Genomic DNA, 20,248 nt, shown 5'->3' with positions numbered 1-20,248 from the left:
CACTGCCGCATCTCCAAGTGCGGTTGCTTATTTCTTCGCGTCGGCCCAGCTCTTGACCAGCTCGTCGTAGTTGACGGTGATCGGCTTTTCCTTCTCATTGGCGATCTTCAGCTGCGGAGCGAGATGACCGTTCTTGACGGCATCGGCGTTCCAGTAGGCGAGATCATGCTCTTCGGCGAGCTTCGGGCCGATATCGCCCTGAACGCCCGCACGTTCGATGCGCTGCATCACCTTTTCCTGATCGGCGCAGAGCGCATCCATCGCTCCCTGAGCATCCTTGGCACCCGATGCGGCATCGCCGATCGCCTGCCACCAGAGCTGCGCGAGCTTCGGATAGTCAGGAACGTTCGTGCCGGTCGGCGACCACTGCACGCGGGCCGGCGAGCGATAGAACTCGATCAGGCCGCCGAGTTCCGGCGCGCGCTTGGTAAAGCTCTTGTCGCGGATGGTGGATTCGCGGATGAAGGTGAGGCCGACATGGCTCTTCTTTACGTCCACCGTCTTCGAGGTGACGAACTGCGCATAGAGCCATGCGGCCTTGGCGCGGTCGACCGGGGTCGACTTCATCAGCGTCCAGGAGCCGACGTCCTGATAGCCGAGTTTCATGCCGTCCTTCCAGTAGACACCATGCGGCGAAGGCGCCATGCGCCACTTCGGCGTACCGTCGGAGTTCATGACCGGCAGGCCGGGCTTGACCATGTCGGCGGTGAAGGCCGTGTACCAGAAGATCTGCTGGGCGATATTGCCCTGCGACGGAACGGGACCGGATTCCGAGAAGGTCATGCCCTGCGCTTCTGCTGGAGCATAGGCCTTCAGCCAGTCGAGATACTTCTGGATCGAATAGACGGCGGCCGGTCCGTTGGTATCGCCGCCACGCGCGACGCAGGAGCCGACGGGACGGGAATTGGCATCGACCTTGATGCCCCATTCATCAATAGGCAGGCCGTTCGGCAAGCCCTTGTCGCCGTTGCCGGCCATGGACAGCCAAGCGTCGGTGAAGCGCCAGCCGAGCGACGGGTCCTTCTTGCCATAGTCCATATGGCCGAAGACCTTCTTGCCGTCCACGTCGCGACCGGTGAAGAACTGGGCGATATCCTCATAGGCCGACCAATTGACCGGCACGCCGAGCTCATAGCCATACTTGGCCTTGAAATCGGCCTTGTTCTTCGGGTCGTTGAACCAGTCGTAACGGAACCAATAGAGGTTGGCGAACTGCTGGTCGGGGAGCTGATAGAGCTTCTTGTCGGGAGCAGTCGTAAAGCTGGTGCCGATGAAATCGGCGATATCGATGCCCGGATTGGTAACGTCCTTGCCCTCGCCAGCCATCCAGTCGGTCAGGTTGCGCACCTGCTTGTAGCGCCAATGCGTGCCGATCAGGTCGGAATCGTTGACCCAGCCGTCATAGAGGTTCTGGCCGGTCTGCATCTGTGTCTGGATCTTTTCGACCACGTCGCCTTCCTGGATGACGTCATGCGTGACCTTGATGCCGGTGATGGCCGTGAAGGCTGGGGCGAGAACCTGCGATTCATACTGATGGGTCGTCAGCGTTTCGGACACGACCTTGATTTCCATGCCCTGGAACGGCTTGGCCGCATCGATGAACCATTGCATTTCTTTTTCCTGATCGGCGCGCGAGAGCGACGAGACATCGCCGATCTCCTTGTCCAGGAATGCCTTTGCCTCGTTCATGCCGGCGTGCGCGGTGCCGGCAATTGCCAGCAGAGCGACGGCCGTCGTCGCCAAGAGATGTCTTCGCATAAATTCCTCCCTACAGGTTGCGAGTACATGTCAGGACGGCCGGGAACCCCAGCCGCCATATCGGATTGCTCAGACCAGGCGGAAGACGCCGATGGCGTAGACCACGGAAAGAGCAAGAGCCCACCACAGGCTTGGGCCTCCCAAGCCCAGCCAAGCGAGATGAATGAAGGCGGCGCCGAGCAGCGATATGAAGAGCCGGTCGCCGCGCGTCGTTTCGAAGCGCAGGATGCCGAGGCGCGGATTGCCGCCCGGTGAAACATATTCCCAGACCGCCATGCCGATCAAAAGCAGCATGATGGTCGCGAAAAAGAGTGCCGTCGGCAGCGTCCAGGCCATCCAGGAGAAGTCTGTGTTCATGGCGGTTTCCTTCAGACGCGGCCGAGCGCGAAGCCCTTGGCGATGTAGTTGCGGACGAAATAGATAACGAGCGCACCGGGAACCAAGGTGAGCACGCCGGCCGCGGCAAGCAGGCCCCAATCCATGCCGGCAGCCGAAACCGTGCGCGTCATGACAGCGGCGATCGGCTTGGCGTCGGTCGTGGTCAAGGTGCGGGCGATTAGCAGCTCCACCCAGGAGAACATGAAGCAGAAGAAGGCGGCGACGCCGATGCCGCTTGCGATCAGTGGAATGAAGATCTTGATGAAGAAGCGTGGGAATGAGTAGCCGTCGATATAGGCGGTTTCATCGATCTCCTTCGGCACGCCGGACATGAAGCCTTCGAGGATCCAGACCGCCAGCGGCACGTTGAACAGGCAGTGTGCCAGCGCAACCGCGATATGGGTGTCGATGAGGCCGAAGGCCGAGTAGAGCTGGAAGAATGGGAGCGCGAAGACCGCCGGCGGCGCCATGCGGTTGGTCAGCAGCCAAAAGAAGACGTGCTTGTCGCCGAGGAAGCGGTAGCGCGAGAAGGCGTAGGCTGCGGGAAGGGCGCAGGCAACCGAGATCACCATGTTCATGACGACGTAGGTGATGGAGTTGATATAGCCCTTGTACCAGGACGGATCGGTGAAGATTATCGCGTAGTTGCGCAGCGTCGGTTGGTGCGGATAGAGCGTTAGGCCGCCGATAATCTCCTCGTTCGTCTTGAAGCTCATATTGATGAGCCAGTAGATCGGCAGCAACAGGAAGACGATATAAAGCGTCGGCACAAGCCACGCCCACCGGCCCTTTTCGCCGTGACGCCGAGCAACCCGCGTGCCGATTGCACCTGCCGTGTTTGCGGCGGCATCGGATGTTGCCAATTTGTTTATTGTGACGGCATCGGCCGTGGTGGAGAGGGGTTTGCCGCTCATCGGCTTGCTCCCGCATCGTAATTGGTCATGACGGTGTAGAAGACCCAGGACAGCAGCAGCACGATCAGGAAGTAGATCAGCGACATGGCTGCGGCAGGGCCGAGGTCGAACTGTCCGAGCGCCATTTTCACGAGATCGATCGACAGGAAGGTCGTGGAGTTGCCGGGGCCGCCGCCTGTGACCACGAAAGGTTCGGTATAGATCATGAAACTGTCCATGAAGCGCAGCAGCACGGCGATCAGCAAAACGCGGTTCATCTTCGGCAGCTGAATGTAGCGGAAAACGGACCAGCGCGAGGCGCCGTCGATCTTGGCCGCCTGGTAGAAGGCATCGGGAATGGAGGCGAGGCCGGCATAGCAGAGTAGCACGACAAGGCTCGTCCAATGCCAAAAGTCCATGATGATGATCGTCACCCAGGCATCGGCCGGATCGGAGACATAATTGTAGTCGATACCGAGATTGACGAGGACATAGCCCATCAAACCGATGTCGCTGCGGCCGAAGACCTGCCAGATCGTGCCGACGACGTTCCACGGAATGAGAAGCGGCAAGGCCATCAGCACCAGGCAGACCGGAACGCCGATCCCCTTCTTCGGCATATTCAGGGCGATGAAGATGCCAAGCGGCACCTCGATCGCCAGGATGACGATGGAGAAGATGAGGTTGCGGATCATCGAATCCCAGAAACGGCCGGAATGGAGGATCTCCTCGAACCACTGCGTGCCCGCCCAGAAGAATTGATTGTTTCCGAAGGTGTCCTGCACCGAATAGTTCACGACGGTCATCAACGGAATGACGGCGGAAAAGCCGACTAGCAGCAGAACCGGAATGAGCATGAACCAGGCTTTGTTGTTCCAGGTCTTCTCCATCGTCAGGCTCCCATCTCGATGCGCCAGGAGCCGGCGTAGATATTGATGCCGGCCGGATCGAAGGCGATATGCGGCTCGGCCGGCACCGTCTGGTCTTCGCCAATGACGGCGACGATATCCTGGCCGTCGAGCTTGGCGCGGACCACTTTGCGGCGGCCGAGATCCTCGACCTTGGTGACGGTGGCGGGCATGCCCTCGCGGCCGATGCGGACGAATTCAGGGCGAATGCCGAGTTCGGAACGGCCGGCTCGCTTTTCTTTCGGCGCGCCGGGCAGCGCGATCGTGCGGTTGCCGATACGCGCGCTGCTGCCTTCGATTTCGACAGGCATGACGTTCATGCCGGGCGAACCGATGAAATAACCGACGAAAGTGTGGCGCGGGCGCTCGAAGAGATCGTTCGGCGTGCCAATCTGCACCACTTCGCCATTGTACATGACCACCACCTTGTCGGCGAAGGTCAGCGCCTCCGTCTGGTCGTGGGTGACATAGACCATCGTGAAGCCGAAGCGGCGGTGGAGTTGCTTCAGCTGCGAGCGCAGCACCCACTTCATGTGCGGGTCGATGACGGTCAGCGGCTCGTCGAACAGGATGGCGTTCACGTCCGAGCGCACGAGGCCGCGGCCGAGCGAGATCTTCTGCTTGGCATCGGCGGTCAGGCCGCGGGCCTTGCGATGGGCACTGTCGGAAAGGCCGATCATCTCAATGATTTCATCGACCTTGCGCTTAACCTCCGCTTCCGGAACATGCCGGTTGCGCAGCGGGAAGGCGAGATTGTCGTAGACGGTCATCGTGTCGTAGACGACGGGGAACTGGAAGACCTGCGCAATGTTGCGCTCCTGGGTCGACAGCCGCGTCACGTCCTTGCCATCGAAGAGGATGCGGCCTTCGGAGGCCTGCACCAGGCCGGAAACGATGTTGAGAAGCGTGGTCTTGCCGCAGCCCGAGGGGCCGAGCAGAGCGTAAGCGCTGCCGTCTTCCCAGCTGTGATTAACTTCCTTCAACGCATAGTCGGCGTCGGATTTGGGGTGATCGTTGTAGGCGTGCCGGATGTGGTCGAGATCGATGCGGGCCATTGTCCCTCCTCAGGCGGCTTGTTGCAGGGCGGGAGTGACGGCGGCGCCTTCGGTGTCGAAGACCAAGATGTGGCGCGGGTCGATATAGACGTCGATCGCATCGTCGACATCGATATCCTGCACGCCCTGGGTCAGCATCACCCAGCGCTGACCGGCAAAATCGATATGGATGAAGCTCTCCGAGCCGGTGATCTCGGTCACCATCACCCGTGCCGGGGCGGCGACCGCCTCCGGCGTTTGCGGCACAAGCGCCAGATGATGCGGCTGGAAGGCAATCGTGTAGCGGCCATCCGGCCGATCCTCTAAGTCCCTCGGTACAGGCAGGCGAATATTGCTGTCGAGCACGAATTCCCTGCCGCGCTTGTCGAGCGTGATCGTGTTCAGCGGCGGATCGGCAAAGGTGGTGGCGGTAATCAGATCCCGGGGATTGCGGAAGACGTCGATCGTCGATCCGAATTGCGTGATGCGGCCTTCTGCCAGGGTCGCGGTATTGCCGCCTAGGAGCAGGGCTTCGGATGGCTCTGTCGTGGCATAGACGAAGATGGCACCGGATTCGGCGAAGATCTTCGGCAATTCGGCGCGCAGTTCCTCGCGCAGCTTGTAGTCGAGATTGGCGAGCGGCTCGTCGAGCAGCACAAGGCCGGCATTCTTGACGATGGCGCGGGCAAGGGCCGTGCGCTGTTGCTGGCCGCCGGAAAGACTCAAAGGGAGGCGATCAAGGAAGGGACCAAGCCGCAAAAGATCGGCTGCCTTTTTTACTTCCTTGTCGATGGACGCCGCGCTTTTGCCGCTCAGCCGCATCGGCGAGGCGATATTGTCGTAGACGGTCATGGCGGGATAGTTGATGAATTGCTGGTAGACCATGGCGACGTTGCGACGCTGCACCGGTTGGCCCGTGACATTCTTGCCATCGACGTGGATCGTGCCAGTGGTCGGCTTATCGAGGCCGGCCATCAGCCGCATCAGCGACGTCTTGCCCGACAGCGTCGGCCCCAGCAGCACATTCAGCGTGCCGCGCTGCAGCGTCAGATTTGTTTCGGCAATATGCGTTTCGCCGCCGACAGACTTCGACACGCCCCTGAGTTCAAGCACGATAAGTTCCCTCCATGCGCCGCATATCAATGCCGCCGCTAGGATTGCGAATAGACCAAACCGTCCTGTCGTTGCCGGACGGTGCCCGCTGCTGAGATTATGATTGTTCGGAAGTGGATTGTGCCGATCTGCCTGCGGAATCGTCGCGTCGGCAAGGATTGCGCCAGGCGACGTCAGTGGCCATGCGGCCGATGCCGCAAATCATGCCGTTTTCCGTATCGATCTGATTTTCGGACAATTATTCCTCCCCCTGTTTCGATTTACATCCCTCACGCGAAAATCGAAACAAGAACGACGATAAATGAAGATAAAGGAATGTCAAACGAAAACTGATCGCGTTTCAGTTTCGCTTCATGAATCTCATCTCAGGCGTGTTTTAGCGATTTATTGCATGCCATGTAAGTAATTGATTGGAATTGCAAATGCAGGTTGGAACGCCCTTCGTTGCATCAGCGCAGATCGCCGTTGCCGGGAATTCCGCCGCCCATCTGGAACACCGGATACCCGAATTGGAGGTGAAGCCCCACAATGAATGCAAGGCGCGATCTGCAACGTGCAGGGGTAGATTGGGAGAGTCGGTCAATAGCGGGATGCAGGACGGAGCCTCCGCGGAAGCTTCTTTCATCGCGATCCGTGCGATGGCGCCATTATCAGGCTGCAAATGAAACCGCCCCTCAGGCAATGTGAGGAGCGGCAATGTTCGAAATATGCGGGGTGTGTTTAGCGCGCCGCCCAGTTGGCGCCGCGGCGGAAGATGGTCTTCATCTGCGGTACGTCGAATTCCTTGGCCTGGTGGCCGAGCGAGGAATAGAAGACGCGACCCTGGCCGTATTTGCGCTTCCAGGCGACCGGCATGACGACGCCGTCGATCCAGTAGGCATGGTCGCCGGTGAAGGTCGTGGTCGCCAACACCTCGTTCGACGGGTCGACATGCATGTAATATTGCTCCGACGTGTAAGGGAAGTCGGTGATCCCCTCCATGATCGGATCGTCCGGCCGCGTGATATTGACCGTGTAGTCGATGATGTTGCCGGGATGGGCGACCCATTGGCCGCCGATAATGAACTGATACTCGACGCTTTCGCGGAAACTGTCACCCGCGCCACCATGATAGCCGGCGATGCCAACACCGCTTTCGATCGCATCGGCAAGGTTCTTGACCTCCTCCTTCTCGATCTTCGACATGGTGACGATCGGCACGATCAGGCTGAGATCGTGGATCGAAGGATCGGCGAAGGCCTCGGTGCTATTTTCGAGATAGACCTTGAAGCCGTCCTCTTCCAGCATATCGCGGATGATGTGGGAGCATTCCTGCGGTTCGTGGCCGCTCCAGCCGCCCCATACGATAAGTGCTTCACGCATGATAATCCTCCTGAAATTGTGCTGTTAGCGACCGATCTGCCCATCCACCAGGGATTCGGACAGAGGGGCGGGACGCTCCGTTTGCGTCGTGATGGTGACCGTGCGTCCGCTGTCGGAGGCCGTCTGGAAGGCTTCCATGACTTCGAGCACATGCAGCGCCAGGCTGCCATTGGCGCGGTGCGGACGGTTAGAGCGGATGGCATGCGCCATGTCGGCGACACCGAGCGAACGATAATTGCCGTCGGCATAGGGCGCGGTGATCTCGCGCTCGGCGAATTCACCGCCCTTCTTCAAAAACTCCACCGGGCCACCGAAGCGGTTGGGATCGGGCACGATCAACGTTCCTTCGGTACCGTAAACCTCGAGCGGGACGTGCTTGTGACCGGCGACATCGAAGCTCATGCCGATCTGGACGACCGCGCCATTGGCAAAGGCCATGACGCCGGCGACATGCGTCGGCACATGCACGGGGATGTGCTCGCCATTGCGGGGTTCGCTGGTGATGATGCGTTCCTTGCGCGGCGTGACGGCAAAGCCTGCGACCTGGGAGACGGGACCGAGCAGATTGACGAGATCGGTGATGTAATAGGGACCCATATCGAGCATCGGGCCGCCGCCGACTTCATAATAGAAAGCCGGATTCGGATGCCAGCGCTCATGGCCGGGGCACATGAAGGTTGCGGTGCCGCCGACCGGAATGCCGATCGCGCCCTCGTCGATGATGGCGCGCGCCGTCTGGTGGCCGCCGCCGAGGAAGGTGTCGGGCGCTGCGCCGATGCGCAAACCCTTGGCGGCCGCTGCGTCCGCGAGCTTCTTGCCTTCGGCGAAATTGATGCCGAGCGGCTTTTCCGAATAGGTGTGCTTGCCGGCATCGAGCGCTTGCAGACCGACGGCGACATGCGCCTTCGGAATGGTCAGGTTGACAATGATCTCGATCGATGGGTCGGCAAGCAAGTCGGCGATATCGACTGCCTTCAGGCCGAATTCGGCTGCTTTCGCCTCGGCGAGCTCACGATTGAGGTCGGCAACGCCTTTGATGTCGAGAATGGGAAAGGATTTCATGGCGGTGAGATAGGCGCCGGAAATATTTCCGCAGCCAATGATGCCGATGCCGACCTTGTTCATAAGCTTCCTCCAGATGAATTGTCTTTGCTGTCCTGCGAAATCAAAGAGCCGGTGCCGGCCCCGTCGTTCCCCAGGGCGATTCGTAGAGTTCGCGCAGTGCCACGACCGCAGCACCTTGCGCCCAGGTCTCATCCGTCGACTGGTCGAAGACGAGTTCGGTCACGCCCCTGATCGATGGCGGGATCGCCAGCGAATAGGCCTCCCGCAGGCTGTCGAGAAAGGGCTGGCCGAGCGCCAGGCTCGAACCCACAAGAATGACGCGCGGCGGGGCGAACAGCGTGACGATGTTGGCGAGCGCCATGCCGCAGGCCTCGCCGGCGCGGATGGCGGCGCTGATCAGCGTGTTGTCCTCCGCATCGATCAGCGTCTTGGCGTGCGCCATTCCGCGGCCGAGGCGGATGGCTTCGGCAAAGCGGCCGCTCGGCTGGTCGCCGAGAATGGCGCTTTCGCCGGCAAGACTTGCCAGACGAATGATGCCCTGTGGACCCATGCCGAGAACGAGGTCGCCGAGATTGTGGCTGAGGCCGCCGGCGCCGCGAAAAAGCTGGCCGCCATGTAGAACACCGAGCCCTAGCGTCTGTTCCAGCGACACCAGCACCATGTCGTCCAGGTCTCTCGCCTTGCCGAACCAGTGATGCGCCAGCGTGATGGCATGCGCATCGCTCTCGACGATGGTGGTCACGCCCAGCCGCTCGGACATTTCCTTGGCGAAATCGACCCCCGTCTCGCGGAAGATCGGGCTGGTTCGGACATGGCCGGTGCGGTGCTCGACGACGCCGGGCAGGCCGAGGCAGACGGAATCGATCTCGTCCAGAGCCAGATTGGCGTCGACGACGCAGCGGCGCACGCCATCCTCGATGAGATCGGCAATGACACCGATCGGCTGCCGGTCGACACGCAACGCCAGTGTCAGCGTCGAAAGAACCTCGCCGCGAAAGTCCGTCACGACGAAGACCATGCGGTTCGCGGCGATTTTTGCGCCGACGACGCGGGCAGCATCCGGATTGAGCTCCAGCATGACGCGGGGCCGGCCTCGAGCGGCTGCTTCGCGCAGATCGCCTTCGGTGCGCGCCAGGATCAACCCGTCATCCAGCAGCGACGCCGTGATCGCCGACACTGTCGTGGTCGAAAGCTGGGTGCGGTCGCTGATTTCGATACGCGCGATGGAGCCCGCCCGCCGGATCGTATCCAGCACATTGAAGCGGTTTATCGCCCGCATAAGCTCGGGGTCTGCTGTTTTCATGAGATTGACGCCGAATGACGGACCCGCTCGGCTGCGGCCTAGTATTTTTAACGGAATGCGAATTAAATAACCTATGGCCATTGCCCAATGTCAAGCCATTTCGCGGGCAATTTGCCGAAAATTTGACGAAGGCGGTTGACATTTTAGCAAAGCTCCGTTGAATTATTCCGCATAAGGGAAAAAATAGTGAGGCTCTTGGTTCCCTTGGGAGGAGAAAATCATGATCCATCTACGTGGGGCCAAAGCCCTTCGCATTGCTGCTATTGCCGCTACGACCGGACTGGCCATTCTCGCGGGCGCGACCGGAGCTGCCGCTGACACCGTCGTCAAATGGCTGCATCTGGAGACCGATCCGAATTACGTCGCCGTCTGGCGCAAGATCGCGGACCAGTATGAGGCCAAGCATCCCGGCACCAAGATCGAGATGCAGTTCCTTGCCAACGAAGCCTTCAAGGCGAAGCTGCCGACATTGCTGCAATCGAAGGACGCTCCCGATTTCTTCTTCAGCTGGGGCGGTGGCGTGCTGAAGCAGCAACAGCAGACCGGCACACTACTGGATCTGACCGCGGCGATGAATGCCAAGGATGGCGCCTGGCTCAAGAGCTACAATCAGGCAGCTATCAAGGGCCTGACCTTCGACGGCAAGATCAGCGCCGTACCCTATAAGCTCGGCACGGTTTCCTTCTTCTACAACAAGGCGCTGTTCGCCAAGGCCGGAGTCGATGCGAGCGCCATCAAGACCTGGGACGATTATCTGGCCGCAGTTAAAAAGATCAAGGCTGCCGGTATCGCCCCGATCGCCGGCGGCGGCGGGGAGAAATGGCCGATCCATTTCTACTGGAGCTATCTGGTGATGCGCGACGGCGGTCAGCAGGTCTTCAACGATGCCAAGAACGGCAAGGGCAACGGCTTCAACGATCCGGCAATTATCAAGGCTGGGGAGCAGCTCGCCGAACTCGGCAAGCTCGAACCCTTCCAGCCGGGCTATCTCGGCACCACTTGGCCGCAGGCGCTCGGCGTCTTCGGCGATGGCAAGGCCGCGATGATCCTTGGCTTCGAAAATACGGTCGCCAACCAGCGCACCAATTCCGGTGACGGTAAGGGCCTGGCGGATGACAATATCGGCCGCTTCGCCTTCCCAGCAGTAACCGGGGGGGCCGGCCTTCCGACCGATACGCTCGGCGGGCTGAATGGCTGGGCCGTCACCAAGAAGGCCCCGCCCGAGGCGCTCGATTTCCTCGCCTATCTCACCAATGCAGAAAACGAGCGCATCATGGCGCAGGCCGGAATGATCATCCCGGTCGCCGTCGGCGCCGAAGATGGCGTCAAAGGTCCACTGATGCGCGAGGCTGCCGATCAGCTGGCGCATTCGACCTGGCACCAGAACTTCTTCGATCAGGATCTCGGCCCCTCCGTCGGCCGCGTCGTCAATGATGTGGCTGTCGGCATCGTCTCCGGCCAGATTTCGCCGAAGGATGGCGCGCAGCAGGTTCAGGATGCCTTCGAGCAGGACCAGCTCTAGCGCCCTCTGGCGCCGGCCTCTCCCTTGTGCCGGCGCCGGTTTTTCTTCGAAATACAACTGTCGAGACTGCCCATGACCGATGTCAGCGCCACGACCGCCATGCCTTCCATCGCAACAGTAAGGCCCGCAGCGAAACGAAAATCGCCGGCTGCGCGTGGCCGCTTGCCGGTCATCCTGCTCTTTCTGCCGCCGGCGTTGCTGCTTTTCACCATCTTCGTCATCCTGCCGATGGGAGAAGCGGCCTGGTACAGCCTTTATCGTTGGAACGGCTACGGCCCGCCCACCGAGTTTGTCGGCCTGCGCAATTTCCAGGTTCTCTTCAAGAATGAAGCCTTTGTGACGTCGTTGAAGAACAATGCGCTGATCATCGTCGTATCGATCGCGGTCCAGGTGCCGCTTGCCATTTGGCTCGCGACGATGCTGGCGCACCGCATTCGCGGAGTCGTGCTTTTCCGGCTGATCTTCTTTCTGCCCTACGTGCTGGCCGAAGTGGCGGCAGGCCTCATCTGGCGCTTCGTCTATGACGGCGATTACGGCCTGTTTGCCGCGATCGCGCATTTCCTTGGCACGCCAACGCCCTACGTGCTCGCCGACAAGGATCTGGCGATGTATGCCGTGCTCGGCGTCATCGTGTGGAAATATTTCGGTTTTCACATGATGCTTTTCATTGCCGGCATGCAGTCGCTGGACAAGAGCGTGCTGGAAGCGGCCGAAATCGATGGCGCCACCGGCTGGCAGAAGTTCCGCTACGTGACGCTGCCGCTGCTCGGCTCGACGCTGCGTCTTTCCGTCTTCTTCGCGGTGGTGGGATCGCTGCAGCTCTTCGACATGATCATGCCGCTCACCGGCGGCGGCCCGTTCAACTCGACCCAGACGATGGTGACCTTCCTCTACAATTTCGGCGTCACCCGCATGCAGGTCGGTCTCGGCAGCGCCGTCGGCGTCGTGCTGTTCGTGATCTGCGTCACCCTCGCCTTCGGCTACAAACGGATATTTATGCGCAATGACTGATCTGGCCTCATCCGTTCGACTGACCACCGGCACCAAGATCTATCTCTATGTGTCGTTGACCATCATTGCCGCGATCGTGCTGATCCCGCTGCTGACGACCGCGCTCGGCGGCTTCAAGACACTCGGCGATCTCCGCACCAACCCGTTCGGCCTGCCGGCCGAGTGGCATTTCGAGAATTATACCGGCATCCTGTTTGGCGACCGCTACTGGCGGCAGATGATGAATTCCCTGATCATCGCCGTGCTCACCGTATTCCTGACGCTCTCAGTCTCGGCCATGGCAGCCTTCGCCTTCGCCCATGTGAAATTCTTCGGTTCGAACTTCCTGCTGAACTATTTCCTCATCGGCCTGATGTTTCCGGCGGCGACCGCCATCCTGCCGCTCTTCATCCGAATCCGCGATCTCGGCCTGCTCAATACCTATTGGGGCGTTGTGCTGCCGCAGGTGGCGTTCGGTCTCGGCATGAGCATCCTGCTCTTCCGGAATTATTTTAGAAACCTTCCGGAAGAATTGTTCCAGGCCGCCTTTGTCGACGGTTGCGGCTATATCCGTTTCTTCTGGCATATCTCGCTGCCGCTTTCGCGGCCGATCATCGCGACCGTCAGCATCATCTCCTTCGTCGGCAGCTGGAACAGCTACATCCTGCCCCTGATCATGCTGAACTCGGATTCGATCTATCCCTGGCCGCTCGGCATGATGGTCTATAGCGGCGAATTCGGCACGGAATGGGAACTGGTGCTCGCTTTCATCACGCTCACCATCCTGCCCACCGTCATCGTCTTCTTCCTGGCGCAGAAGCACATCATTGCCGGCCTGACTGCCGGCGCCGTGAAATCCTGAGCCTTACTGGAGCGCAAACAAAATGGCATCCGTCGAACTGCACAACATCCACAAGGCCTATGGGGCGCTGACCGTCATTCACGATATCTCGCTTTCGATCGAGGACGGCGAGTTCATCGCGCTCGTCGGCCCGTCCGGCTGCGGCAAGTCCACGCTGCTGCGGATGATCGCCGGATTGGAGGAAATCACCGACGGTGATGTGTCGATCGGCGGTCAGGTGGTCAACGCCATGACGCCGCGCGAGCGTAACATCGCCATGGTCTTTCAATCCTATGCGCTCTATCCGCATATGACGGTCGCCGAGAATATGGGCTTCAACCTGAAGCTCTCGGGCGAAACTAAGCAGGTTATTGAGCAGCGGGTCAATGAGGCCGCGCGCATGCTCGATCTCACCAAGCTGCTCGACCGCAAACCGGCGCAGCTTTCCGGCGGTCAGCGCCAGCGCGTCGCCATGGGCCGCGCGATCGTACGTAATCCCGCCGTCTTTCTGTTCGACGAGCCGCTTTCCAACCTCGATGCGAAGCTGCGCGTGCAGATGCGCTCCGAGATCAAGGCCTTGCATCAGAAGGTGCAGACCACCTCGATCTACGTCACCCATGACCAGATCGAGGCCATGACGCTTGCCGATCGCATTGTGGTGTTGAACCAGGGCAAGATCGAGCAGGAGGGCACGCCGATCGAACTTTACCGCAAACCGGCTAACCTCTTTGTCGCCGGCTTCATCGGCTCTCCGGCCATGAATTTCCTAGATGGTACGGTCGAGGGCGTCGATGGCGCGCCGGCCGTGCGGCTGAAGGACAGCACGGCGATCCGCATTGCCGGGGAACGCAAGGTGAAGGCGGGCCAGAGCGTGAAGATCGGTCTCAGGCCCGAGCATCTGAGCCTTGCCAACGGCGGTTCGCCGCTCACCGGCCAGACGCTGCTCGTAGAGCCGACAGGCGCGCAGACGCATGTACTCTTCGACCTGGCCGGCGAGCAGGTGACGGCCGTTGTCGATGGCGAGGCTCCCGTCCGTTATGGGCAGCCGCTCAATGTCTCGGTAAGCCCGGAGCAGGTCTACGTCTTCGATGCGTCGAGCGGGCTAGCCCTTTAAGCTTTCACATCAATCGAATCGACGCGATCCGGATAGAAGGCCATGTGGTCCTTGATCCGGCTGACGGACGCATAGGGATTTTCATAAGTCCAGATGGCGTTCACCGAACGCCCGCCGCCGGCCGGGATGCTATAATAGGAGCATTCACCCTTGTAGGGGCAATAGGTTTCGTGGCTGGTCCTTTCCAGCAACGACATATCGACATCCTTGCGCGGGATATAGATAACGGCCGGATAGGATGCTTCCTTGAGCGAGAGCGCCTCACGCGTATCGGCGATTACCCTGCCGGCGACGGAGACGATGACATGGGCCTGCTTGTCCTCGATCGTAATCGGGTGATCCGGGCCGGGGATCTTGACTGGCTTTTCCGACATGATAGCTCCTGGGGCGAGGCGTCAGGCAGAGCCGCCGCAATAGCAGAGGTGCCCGACAATCTGTGTCCAAAAAGGGATATAGGAAGCGAGCCGGCAATTATCAGGGCATTACCGCAATTCTGTCTTCGGCGCACCCCAACGCAATCCATCCATCAGCAGACGCACGAGGCGGCGGGACCGGTCGTACCATTCCGGCGAATTGGGCATGGAATAGGTGCCGGACAATGCCTGCAGCACATCGGTACTGTCGACATCGGCACGGATCGTGCCGGCGGCGACCGCGCGGTCGATCAGGCCTGAGAGCACGACCGGCACCTGGCCGTAACTGTCGGCAAAGAGCTTGGAATTGCTGCTGAGAAGGATGCGCAGGCTATCGGCCATGCCGCGTTTCGTTGCGATGTAACCGACGAAGCGGTTCATCCACTCTTCCAGAGCTTCATCCGGCGCTCGCTCGCGCGAAAGCTCTTCTGCGGCATTGCACAGCGCTTCGACCTCGTGACGATAAACCGCTTCGACCAGATGTTCCCGGCTGGGAAAATGGCGATAGAGCGTGCCGATGCCGACATCCGCGCGGCGAGCTATATCTTCCAGGGAGGCGGCGGTACCGTGGCTAGCGAAAGCTTGTGCTGCTACTTCGATCAGCTTGTCATGATTGCGTCGCGCATCGGCGCGCAGGCGCCTGCTCTCAGACGAGGCCACGGGGTTTGCTTCAGGCAACGGCTTGCGCGCCAATTTCTGCTCCTTGCGGGTTGCCACGTGACGATATTCCGGCCTGCCGTCAAATAGTGCGTGGCACCGGCTTCTCCATGGCGACGTACGGGAAGATTGTTACCGCATTCAGCATCGAGGCGCTATTGCTGGCCGACGGAATCGGAAGGAGGCCTCGCCGGCTTTGGGCTTGCTTAAGGAGAGGGGGCGCCGAAATGGTTCGGTCCGAAGCTTGGCCCCAAATTCGCCCCCAGGTTCGGCGCTGAATTCGGCCCGAAGCTCGGCCCTTGCTCGAAGTTGGCGAAGGCGGCTGGCTGATTGTTGCGAGCCGGCGGAACGTCGAGGTAGCTCATGATGTTCTCGACATGATTGACCTGCGAGCGCAGGCTGTCGAGGGACTTGCCGGTCAGATTGGTGCCGGCAGGCAATTGCGCCGTGAGTGGGTTTTCGTAACGGCCGTTGACGCGCAATTCATAATAGAGGTGCGGACCGGTTGAATAGCCCGTCGAGCCGACATAGGCAATGACCTGACCCTGGGTGACGCGCTGGCCGACGCGCAGATCTGGCGGTGTTGCTGAAATATGGGCATAGGTGGTTTCGTAACCGCCATCATGGCGGATGCGGACATATTTGCCGTAGCCGGTTTCCCAGGAAATCTTCTCGACCATGCCATCGCCGGCGGCCTGGATGGGGCTTCCCATTGGTGCGCGGAAATCGACGCCGTTGTGGAATTTCTTCACACCCAGGATCGGGTGAATTCGCCAGGCAAAACCATCGCCGAGCGTGCCGTTCGGCACGGGCCGATGTACAAGCGACTTCGCGATCGAACGGCCGCTCTCGTCGTAGAATTCCGAAGGGCCTTCGCCTTCGTTCTTGTGCAGGTAGAAACGATGCGTGTCGCCATCGGCATGGAATTCGATGAACATCAGCTCGCTCCGGCCGTCGTCCGCCTTGCGGAAGAGCAGATCGACGCTGTCGGGAGCATCGTCGATGCTGGTCAGCGAAATGTCCTTGGCCTTGGCGAGCTTGATAAGCTGCGAAGCGTATTCCTTGGTCAGGCCGGCTCTTTCGAGCTTGTCGCTGACTGCGCGTTCGTCGCTCTCGTCGACACCCTTCAAATCGACCGCGGCAACCTCCGTCGAGGATGGAGCGTCGGCTTGGCTTTCGCTGTAGAGCGTGGAAAATAGCCTGTCATTGGCCATTGGAACGAAGCCGTTGGCATCGTCGCGGGCAACGACGCGCTCCGGCGTCTTGTCGCCGCTGAGGCGGGCCATGATCAGCTTAGGGCGGGCATTAGGCCCCTTTTTTTCAAGCAGGAGTTCCAGGCTGTCACCTGGGGAAACAGTATCGGTCTCCAGCGCACGCTGCAGCTCGTCGCCGGCATCACTGCCGAGGCCGGCAGACGCCAGGATATCCCGAAGATCCTGCTTGTCCTTCGGCATGGAGACGAGCCTGTGGAACTCGCGGCCGGTTTCGCCGGTCGTTGCGCGCGATACGCTGACGTTCAGCGGTATGCCGCGAACCGGAAAGCGAGAGCGGCGCACGGCATCATAATGCGTGGTCTGCGGATAGATGCCGTGGCGGATATCGGAAAGCGAAGGCGGCGAAAATGCCATATTATCGGCGCGCTCTGCGCCATAGGAAGCGTTGATGGCGCTTGCGCCATCGCGCGCCATCGCGGCTTCGTCGGATTTGAAGACCAGCGTCGTGCGATGATAGGTGAAGATGCGAGTTTCGCCGCTGGACAGCTTTTCGGCCACCTGCGCAAAGCGGGCGCCGTCGAAGCGCTGTTTTGCGGCCAGCCGGCCGGCTTTGCGCATGGCAGGCTGAGGGCGCGCGAGCTGAGCAGTGCGCACCGGCGTTGCCGGTTCGATCGTGTGACGGGCCAGCAAGGGATAGAGCACGGTGGCAAGCAAGCCGAAGGATGCGGTGCCCGCAAGCCCGATGACGATCAGATGGCGAAGATGCGCGGAGCGGGGCAGGAATGGAATGTGAAAATCATGATGCGGCCGCGCCTGGATGGCGGCCTCTGCAGGAAATTGAACGCGCAATGGACTTTCGGCCATGAAGTGAGGAACCCTGCAGATTGCGGTGGGCCCAAACTAGGGCAAATCATGGCGAAATCTAGGCAAATATTACGAGGCGGTTAATTGCCGTGATCGTCCACAGGGGCGAGATTTGCGCGTTCCGGGTGATTCGTCAACCGAAGATGGTATCGTAGAGCAGTTTGAAGTTCAGCGCCAGGATGATCGCGGCAATGATCCATGAGAGAACCGCGACGCTTCTCGATATGACGAAACTGCCCATTTTCTCGCGATTTGTCACGAACTGGACCAAGGGAATGACGGCAAAGGGCAGCTGCATGGAGAGAATGACCTGGCTCAACACAAGCAGATTTGCAGTGCCCTTTTCACCATAGATAGCGGTCACGAACACAACCGGAATAATTGCGAGGCCGCGGGTCAAAAGTCGCCTTGCCCAATGCGGAATCCTGAGCCGGAGAAAGCCTTCCATCACGATCTGGCCGGCAAGCGTCGCCGTAACCGTCGAATTGAGGCCGGAGGCGAGCAGCGCCACCGCAAACAGCGTCGACGCGATACCAAGGCCGAGCAGCGGCGACAGCAACTCGTATGCCTGGCCGATTTCGGCGACATCTGAGTGGCCGCTGGTGTGGAAGGCGGCTGCTGCGACGATCAGGATCGCGGCATTGACGAAGAGCGCCAGCATGAGGGCGACCGTGCTGTCGATCGTTGCCCATTTGATGGCGTCGCGTCTGCCTTCTTCGGTGCGCTTGTAGGCGCGGGTCTGGACGATGGAGGAGTGCAGATAGAGATTGTGCGGCATGACCGTCGCGCCGATGATGCCCATGGCGATATAGAGCATCTCGTGATTGGTGACGATCTCCGGCGAGGGAATGAAACCCTGGAGGATCGCTGCCACTGGCGGTGCGGCCGCGATTATCTGGATGGCGAAACACGTGGCAATGACGATCAGCAGCGCGATGACGAAAGCTTCGAGATAGCGGAACCCCTTGCTCATCAGCAGCAGCAATAGAAACGCGTCCAGCGCGGTGATCAGCGCGCCGCCGATCAACGGAATTCCGAAGAGCAGCTGCAATGCGATGGCCGTGCCGATGACTTCGGCAAGGTCGCAGGCGATGATGGCGAGCTCGCAGGCAAACCACAGCGCCAAATTGACCGGCCGTGGATAGTGATCGCGACAGGCCTGGGCAAGATCGCGGCCGGTGGCGATGCCGAGCCGGGCCGAGAGAGCCTGCAAAAGGATCGCCATCAGGTTCGACAGCATGATCACGGTAAGAAGCGTATAGCCGAACTGCGCGCCGCCGGCGAGATCGGTCGCCCAGTTGCCGGGGTCCATATAGCCGACGGAGATCATGTAGCCGGGGCCGACGAAAGCGATCAGGCGCCGAATCCAGCTGCCGCCGTGGGGAACTCTAACGGAACCATTAACTTCGGGAAGGCTCGGACGATCGTCTTCGTCGCGGCTGGCAAACTGCCATCCGCGCCGCTGTGCTGCAGCTTCTTGAACTTGCGTCATGCGGGGCTCCAGGAGGGTCATGCTATGATGCTACTAAATAAATACGACCGATATAAGAATTATGCAATAGGCTATATTTTAATCGAGATTGCATTTTCCCGGCCGCTGGAACGGCTTGCCGACGTCGCGAGGACGCATTGCTGATGCGCGCCCTAAGCCGTGATCTGCGGAATTTGGATCGTAGGTTGGTCGATACGGCTTAGGTGGTTGGGTACTGGCTGCTGCCAATCCATCACATCGGCGGCACGGTGCCGTTGAGGCCGACGGCGACACGGTCGGCAGAGATCGCGGTCTCGCCGGTTTGCTCGCCTATGATAAAGACGCCAGCGCCGGGCTTGAGATCAGCTTTCGTTGCTGACGTCAGCGTTACGACGGGGGTGCCGTCGGGTATCTTGATCTTTCGTTCGCCACCCTTGTAGGTGAGCGTCAAGGTCGGACCGTTGACGGAGGTTACGGCATTGGTGACCGTGGCGTTAGTCATGGAGCCGTTCGGCGCCGAATCCCAGGGACGGTCGCCTTCGCCCGTTCCCTTCATAGAGGCTGGGAAGATGACGACTTCGATCGCGCCATTGATGCCGCTATCGGTCGGCTGCGAGGCGATGCCGACGAAATCGCCGGGCTTGATGTCGCTGATAGCAGCCTTGACGACGCCGCCGACGCTCCAGCCCGATTTCAGCGCGACTGTCACCTCCTTGCCGTCGCGGGACTTGACCTTGAGCGTGTCGCCATCGAGGCTTTCCACGGTGCCGCGCACCCTTACACGCTCGGCGGCCCAGGCGCTTTGAAATGCGGCAAACGTAGCGACGGAGAGCGTCAGCGCAGCGGCGATCAGACGTTTGCGATCCATGGGTGGGGTCTCCCTTGAGATATCCGCCGCGCGATGCGCCGGTTGTGCTTGATAAGAAGGTTGGAATTGGTCGACGGAAGCCGCGGAAAGGCTTCGAAGCCATCTAGATGGCGATCCTATGCGCCGCTTCCATCACCCTCCATTCAAACAAACGTGAGATTGCCGTCTCATCCGACGCTGCAGAAATTCCTGGAAGAAGCCCATTTTTTCGCAGAACATCAAGCTTTGCTTAACGTTTGCCGTTAGACTGCGCTGGTTATCTCGAATTCCCTATCGCGCGTTGCGCTGGGCTGGGGAGATTGGAGAACGAAATGACCGCGATTCGTCCGCTTCTGATCGGAATCCTCCTGATTCTGGCACTGGTTCTGATTGCGCTCAGTATCCTGCTGGTCGATCCCCACCAGCCTGTCCGTCAATCCGACAGCCTTATTCCGCCGCCGACAGAGTCGCCGCAGCGTCCCTAAGTGGGTGCCGGAATGC

19 protein-coding genes are annotated in these 20,248 nt (G+C 60.2%); 5 read left to right on the top strand and 14 right to left on the bottom strand.

Going from position 1 to position 20,248, the window contains the following annotated elements; translation table 11 throughout:
• Positions 1-27 precede the first annotated feature (27 nt).
• From ACYJRZ_RS22460 to ACYJRZ_RS22420, 9 genes are all read right to left on the bottom strand, one after another.
• A complete protein-coding gene (locus tag ACYJRZ_RS22460) occupies positions 28-1,758 on the bottom strand; it encodes an ABC transporter substrate-binding protein (protein ID WP_459462693.1) in 1,731 nt (576 codons plus the stop codon).
• A 69-nt stretch (positions 1,759-1,827) separates the two neighbouring features.
• Complete coding sequence (locus ACYJRZ_RS22455) at positions 1,828-2,115, bottom strand: DUF2160 domain-containing protein (RefSeq protein WP_459462691.1); 288 nt, start codon at positions 2,113-2,115, stop codon at positions 1,828-1,830.
• 11 nt (positions 2,116-2,126) lie between these two features.
• Positions 2,127-3,050, bottom strand: coding sequence for a carbohydrate ABC transporter permease (locus ACYJRZ_RS22450; protein WP_459462689.1), 924 nt, complete (start codon positions 3,048-3,050; stop codon positions 2,127-2,129).
• Positions 3,047-3,919 carry a carbohydrate ABC transporter permease gene (locus ACYJRZ_RS22445; RefSeq protein WP_459462687.1) on the bottom strand — a complete coding sequence of 291 codons (873 nt, stop codon included), beginning with the start codon at positions 3,917-3,919 and terminating at the stop codon, positions 3,047-3,049. The genes ACYJRZ_RS22450 and ACYJRZ_RS22445 overlap by 4 nt, the downstream gene beginning before the upstream one ends.
• Before the next feature lie 2 nt (positions 3,920-3,921).
• Positions 3,922-4,992 (bottom strand): ABC transporter ATP-binding protein, encoded by a 1,071-nt coding sequence (locus ACYJRZ_RS22440; protein WP_459462685.1) that lies wholly within the window; start codon positions 4,990-4,992, stop codon positions 3,922-3,924.
• 9 nt (positions 4,993-5,001) lie between these two features.
• The gene (locus ACYJRZ_RS22435) at positions 5,002-6,084 is read right to left on the bottom strand and encodes an ABC transporter ATP-binding protein (RefSeq protein ID WP_459462683.1); all 1,083 of its coding nucleotides are present in this window, start codon (positions 6,082-6,084) and stop codon (positions 5,002-5,004) included.
• Between the two features lie 720 nt (positions 6,085-6,804).
• Complete coding sequence (locus ACYJRZ_RS22430; protein WP_459462681.1) at positions 6,805-7,446, bottom strand: ThuA domain-containing protein; 642 nt, start codon at positions 7,444-7,446, stop codon at positions 6,805-6,807.
• Between the two features lie 24 nt (positions 7,447-7,470).
• Positions 7,471-8,571 (bottom strand): Gfo/Idh/MocA family protein, encoded by a 1,101-nt coding sequence (locus tag ACYJRZ_RS22425; RefSeq protein WP_459462679.1) that lies wholly within the window; start codon positions 8,569-8,571, stop codon positions 7,471-7,473.
• A 40-nt stretch (positions 8,572-8,611) separates the two neighbouring features.
• A complete protein-coding gene (locus ACYJRZ_RS22420) occupies positions 8,612-9,814 on the bottom strand; it encodes an ROK family transcriptional regulator (protein ID WP_112341519.1) in 1,203 nt (400 codons plus the stop codon).
• A gap of 220 nt (positions 9,815-10,034) precedes the next feature.
• Here ACYJRZ_RS22420 and ACYJRZ_RS22415 point away from each other — a divergent pair, with 220 nt between their 5' ends.
• From ACYJRZ_RS22415 to ACYJRZ_RS22400, 4 genes are all read left to right on the top strand, one after another.
• Positions 10,035-11,336, top strand: coding sequence for an ABC transporter substrate-binding protein (locus ACYJRZ_RS22415; protein ID WP_459462677.1), 1,302 nt, complete (start codon positions 10,035-10,037; stop codon positions 11,334-11,336).
• 72 nt (positions 11,337-11,408) lie between these two features.
• Positions 11,409-12,347: a carbohydrate ABC transporter permease gene (locus tag ACYJRZ_RS22410; RefSeq protein WP_459462675.1), complete on the top strand. Its 939-nt coding sequence runs from the start codon at positions 11,409-11,411 to the stop codon at positions 12,345-12,347.
• On the top strand, positions 12,340-13,188 hold the full coding sequence (locus ACYJRZ_RS22405; protein WP_015341575.1) for a carbohydrate ABC transporter permease: 849 nt from the start codon (positions 12,340-12,342) through the stop codon (positions 13,186-13,188). The genes ACYJRZ_RS22410 and ACYJRZ_RS22405 overlap by 8 nt, the downstream gene beginning before the upstream one ends.
• Positions 13,189-13,210: 22 nt before the next feature.
• The gene (locus ACYJRZ_RS22400; protein WP_459462673.1) at positions 13,211-14,281 is read left to right on the top strand and encodes an ABC transporter ATP-binding protein; all 1,071 of its coding nucleotides are present in this window, start codon (positions 13,211-13,213) and stop codon (positions 14,279-14,281) included.
• On the opposite strand, the gene ACYJRZ_RS22395 is transcribed toward ACYJRZ_RS22400, so the two are convergent.
• The 5 genes from ACYJRZ_RS22395 to ACYJRZ_RS22375 form a co-directional block, all read right to left on the bottom strand.
• The gene (locus tag ACYJRZ_RS22395) at positions 14,278-14,655 is read right to left on the bottom strand and encodes a DUF427 domain-containing protein (protein WP_459462671.1); all 378 of its coding nucleotides are present in this window, start codon (positions 14,653-14,655) and stop codon (positions 14,278-14,280) included. The two genes, ACYJRZ_RS22400 and ACYJRZ_RS22395, sit on opposite strands and share 4 nt — an antisense overlap.
• Before the next feature lie 108 nt (positions 14,656-14,763).
• On the bottom strand, positions 14,764-15,411 hold the full coding sequence (locus ACYJRZ_RS22390) for a TetR/AcrR family transcriptional regulator (RefSeq protein ID WP_459462669.1): 648 nt from the start codon (positions 15,409-15,411) through the stop codon (positions 14,764-14,766).
• Between the two features lie 146 nt (positions 15,412-15,557).
• On the bottom strand, positions 15,558-17,429 hold the full coding sequence (locus ACYJRZ_RS22385; protein ID WP_459462667.1) for a peptidoglycan DD-metalloendopeptidase family protein: 1,872 nt from the start codon (positions 17,427-17,429) through the stop codon (positions 15,558-15,560).
• A gap of 133 nt (positions 17,430-17,562) precedes the next feature.
• On the bottom strand, positions 17,563-18,921 hold the full coding sequence (locus tag ACYJRZ_RS22380; RefSeq protein ID WP_459462665.1) for an Nramp family divalent metal transporter: 1,359 nt from the start codon (positions 18,919-18,921) through the stop codon (positions 17,563-17,565).
• 232 nt (positions 18,922-19,153) lie between these two features.
• Complete coding sequence (locus tag ACYJRZ_RS22375; RefSeq protein ID WP_459462663.1) at positions 19,154-19,768, bottom strand: hypothetical protein; 615 nt, start codon at positions 19,766-19,768, stop codon at positions 19,154-19,156.
• Between the two features lie 311 nt (positions 19,769-20,079).
• Here ACYJRZ_RS22375 and ACYJRZ_RS22370 point away from each other — a divergent pair, with 311 nt between their 5' ends.
• Positions 20,080-20,232: a hypothetical protein gene (locus ACYJRZ_RS22370; protein ID WP_459462661.1), complete on the top strand. Its 153-nt coding sequence runs from the start codon at positions 20,080-20,082 to the stop codon at positions 20,230-20,232.
• Positions 20,233-20,248: the final 16 nt, after the last annotated feature.

This window comes from Rhizobium sp. No.120, assembly GCF_054558365.1.
This window is presented reverse-complemented; position numbering and strand designations above follow the sequence as displayed.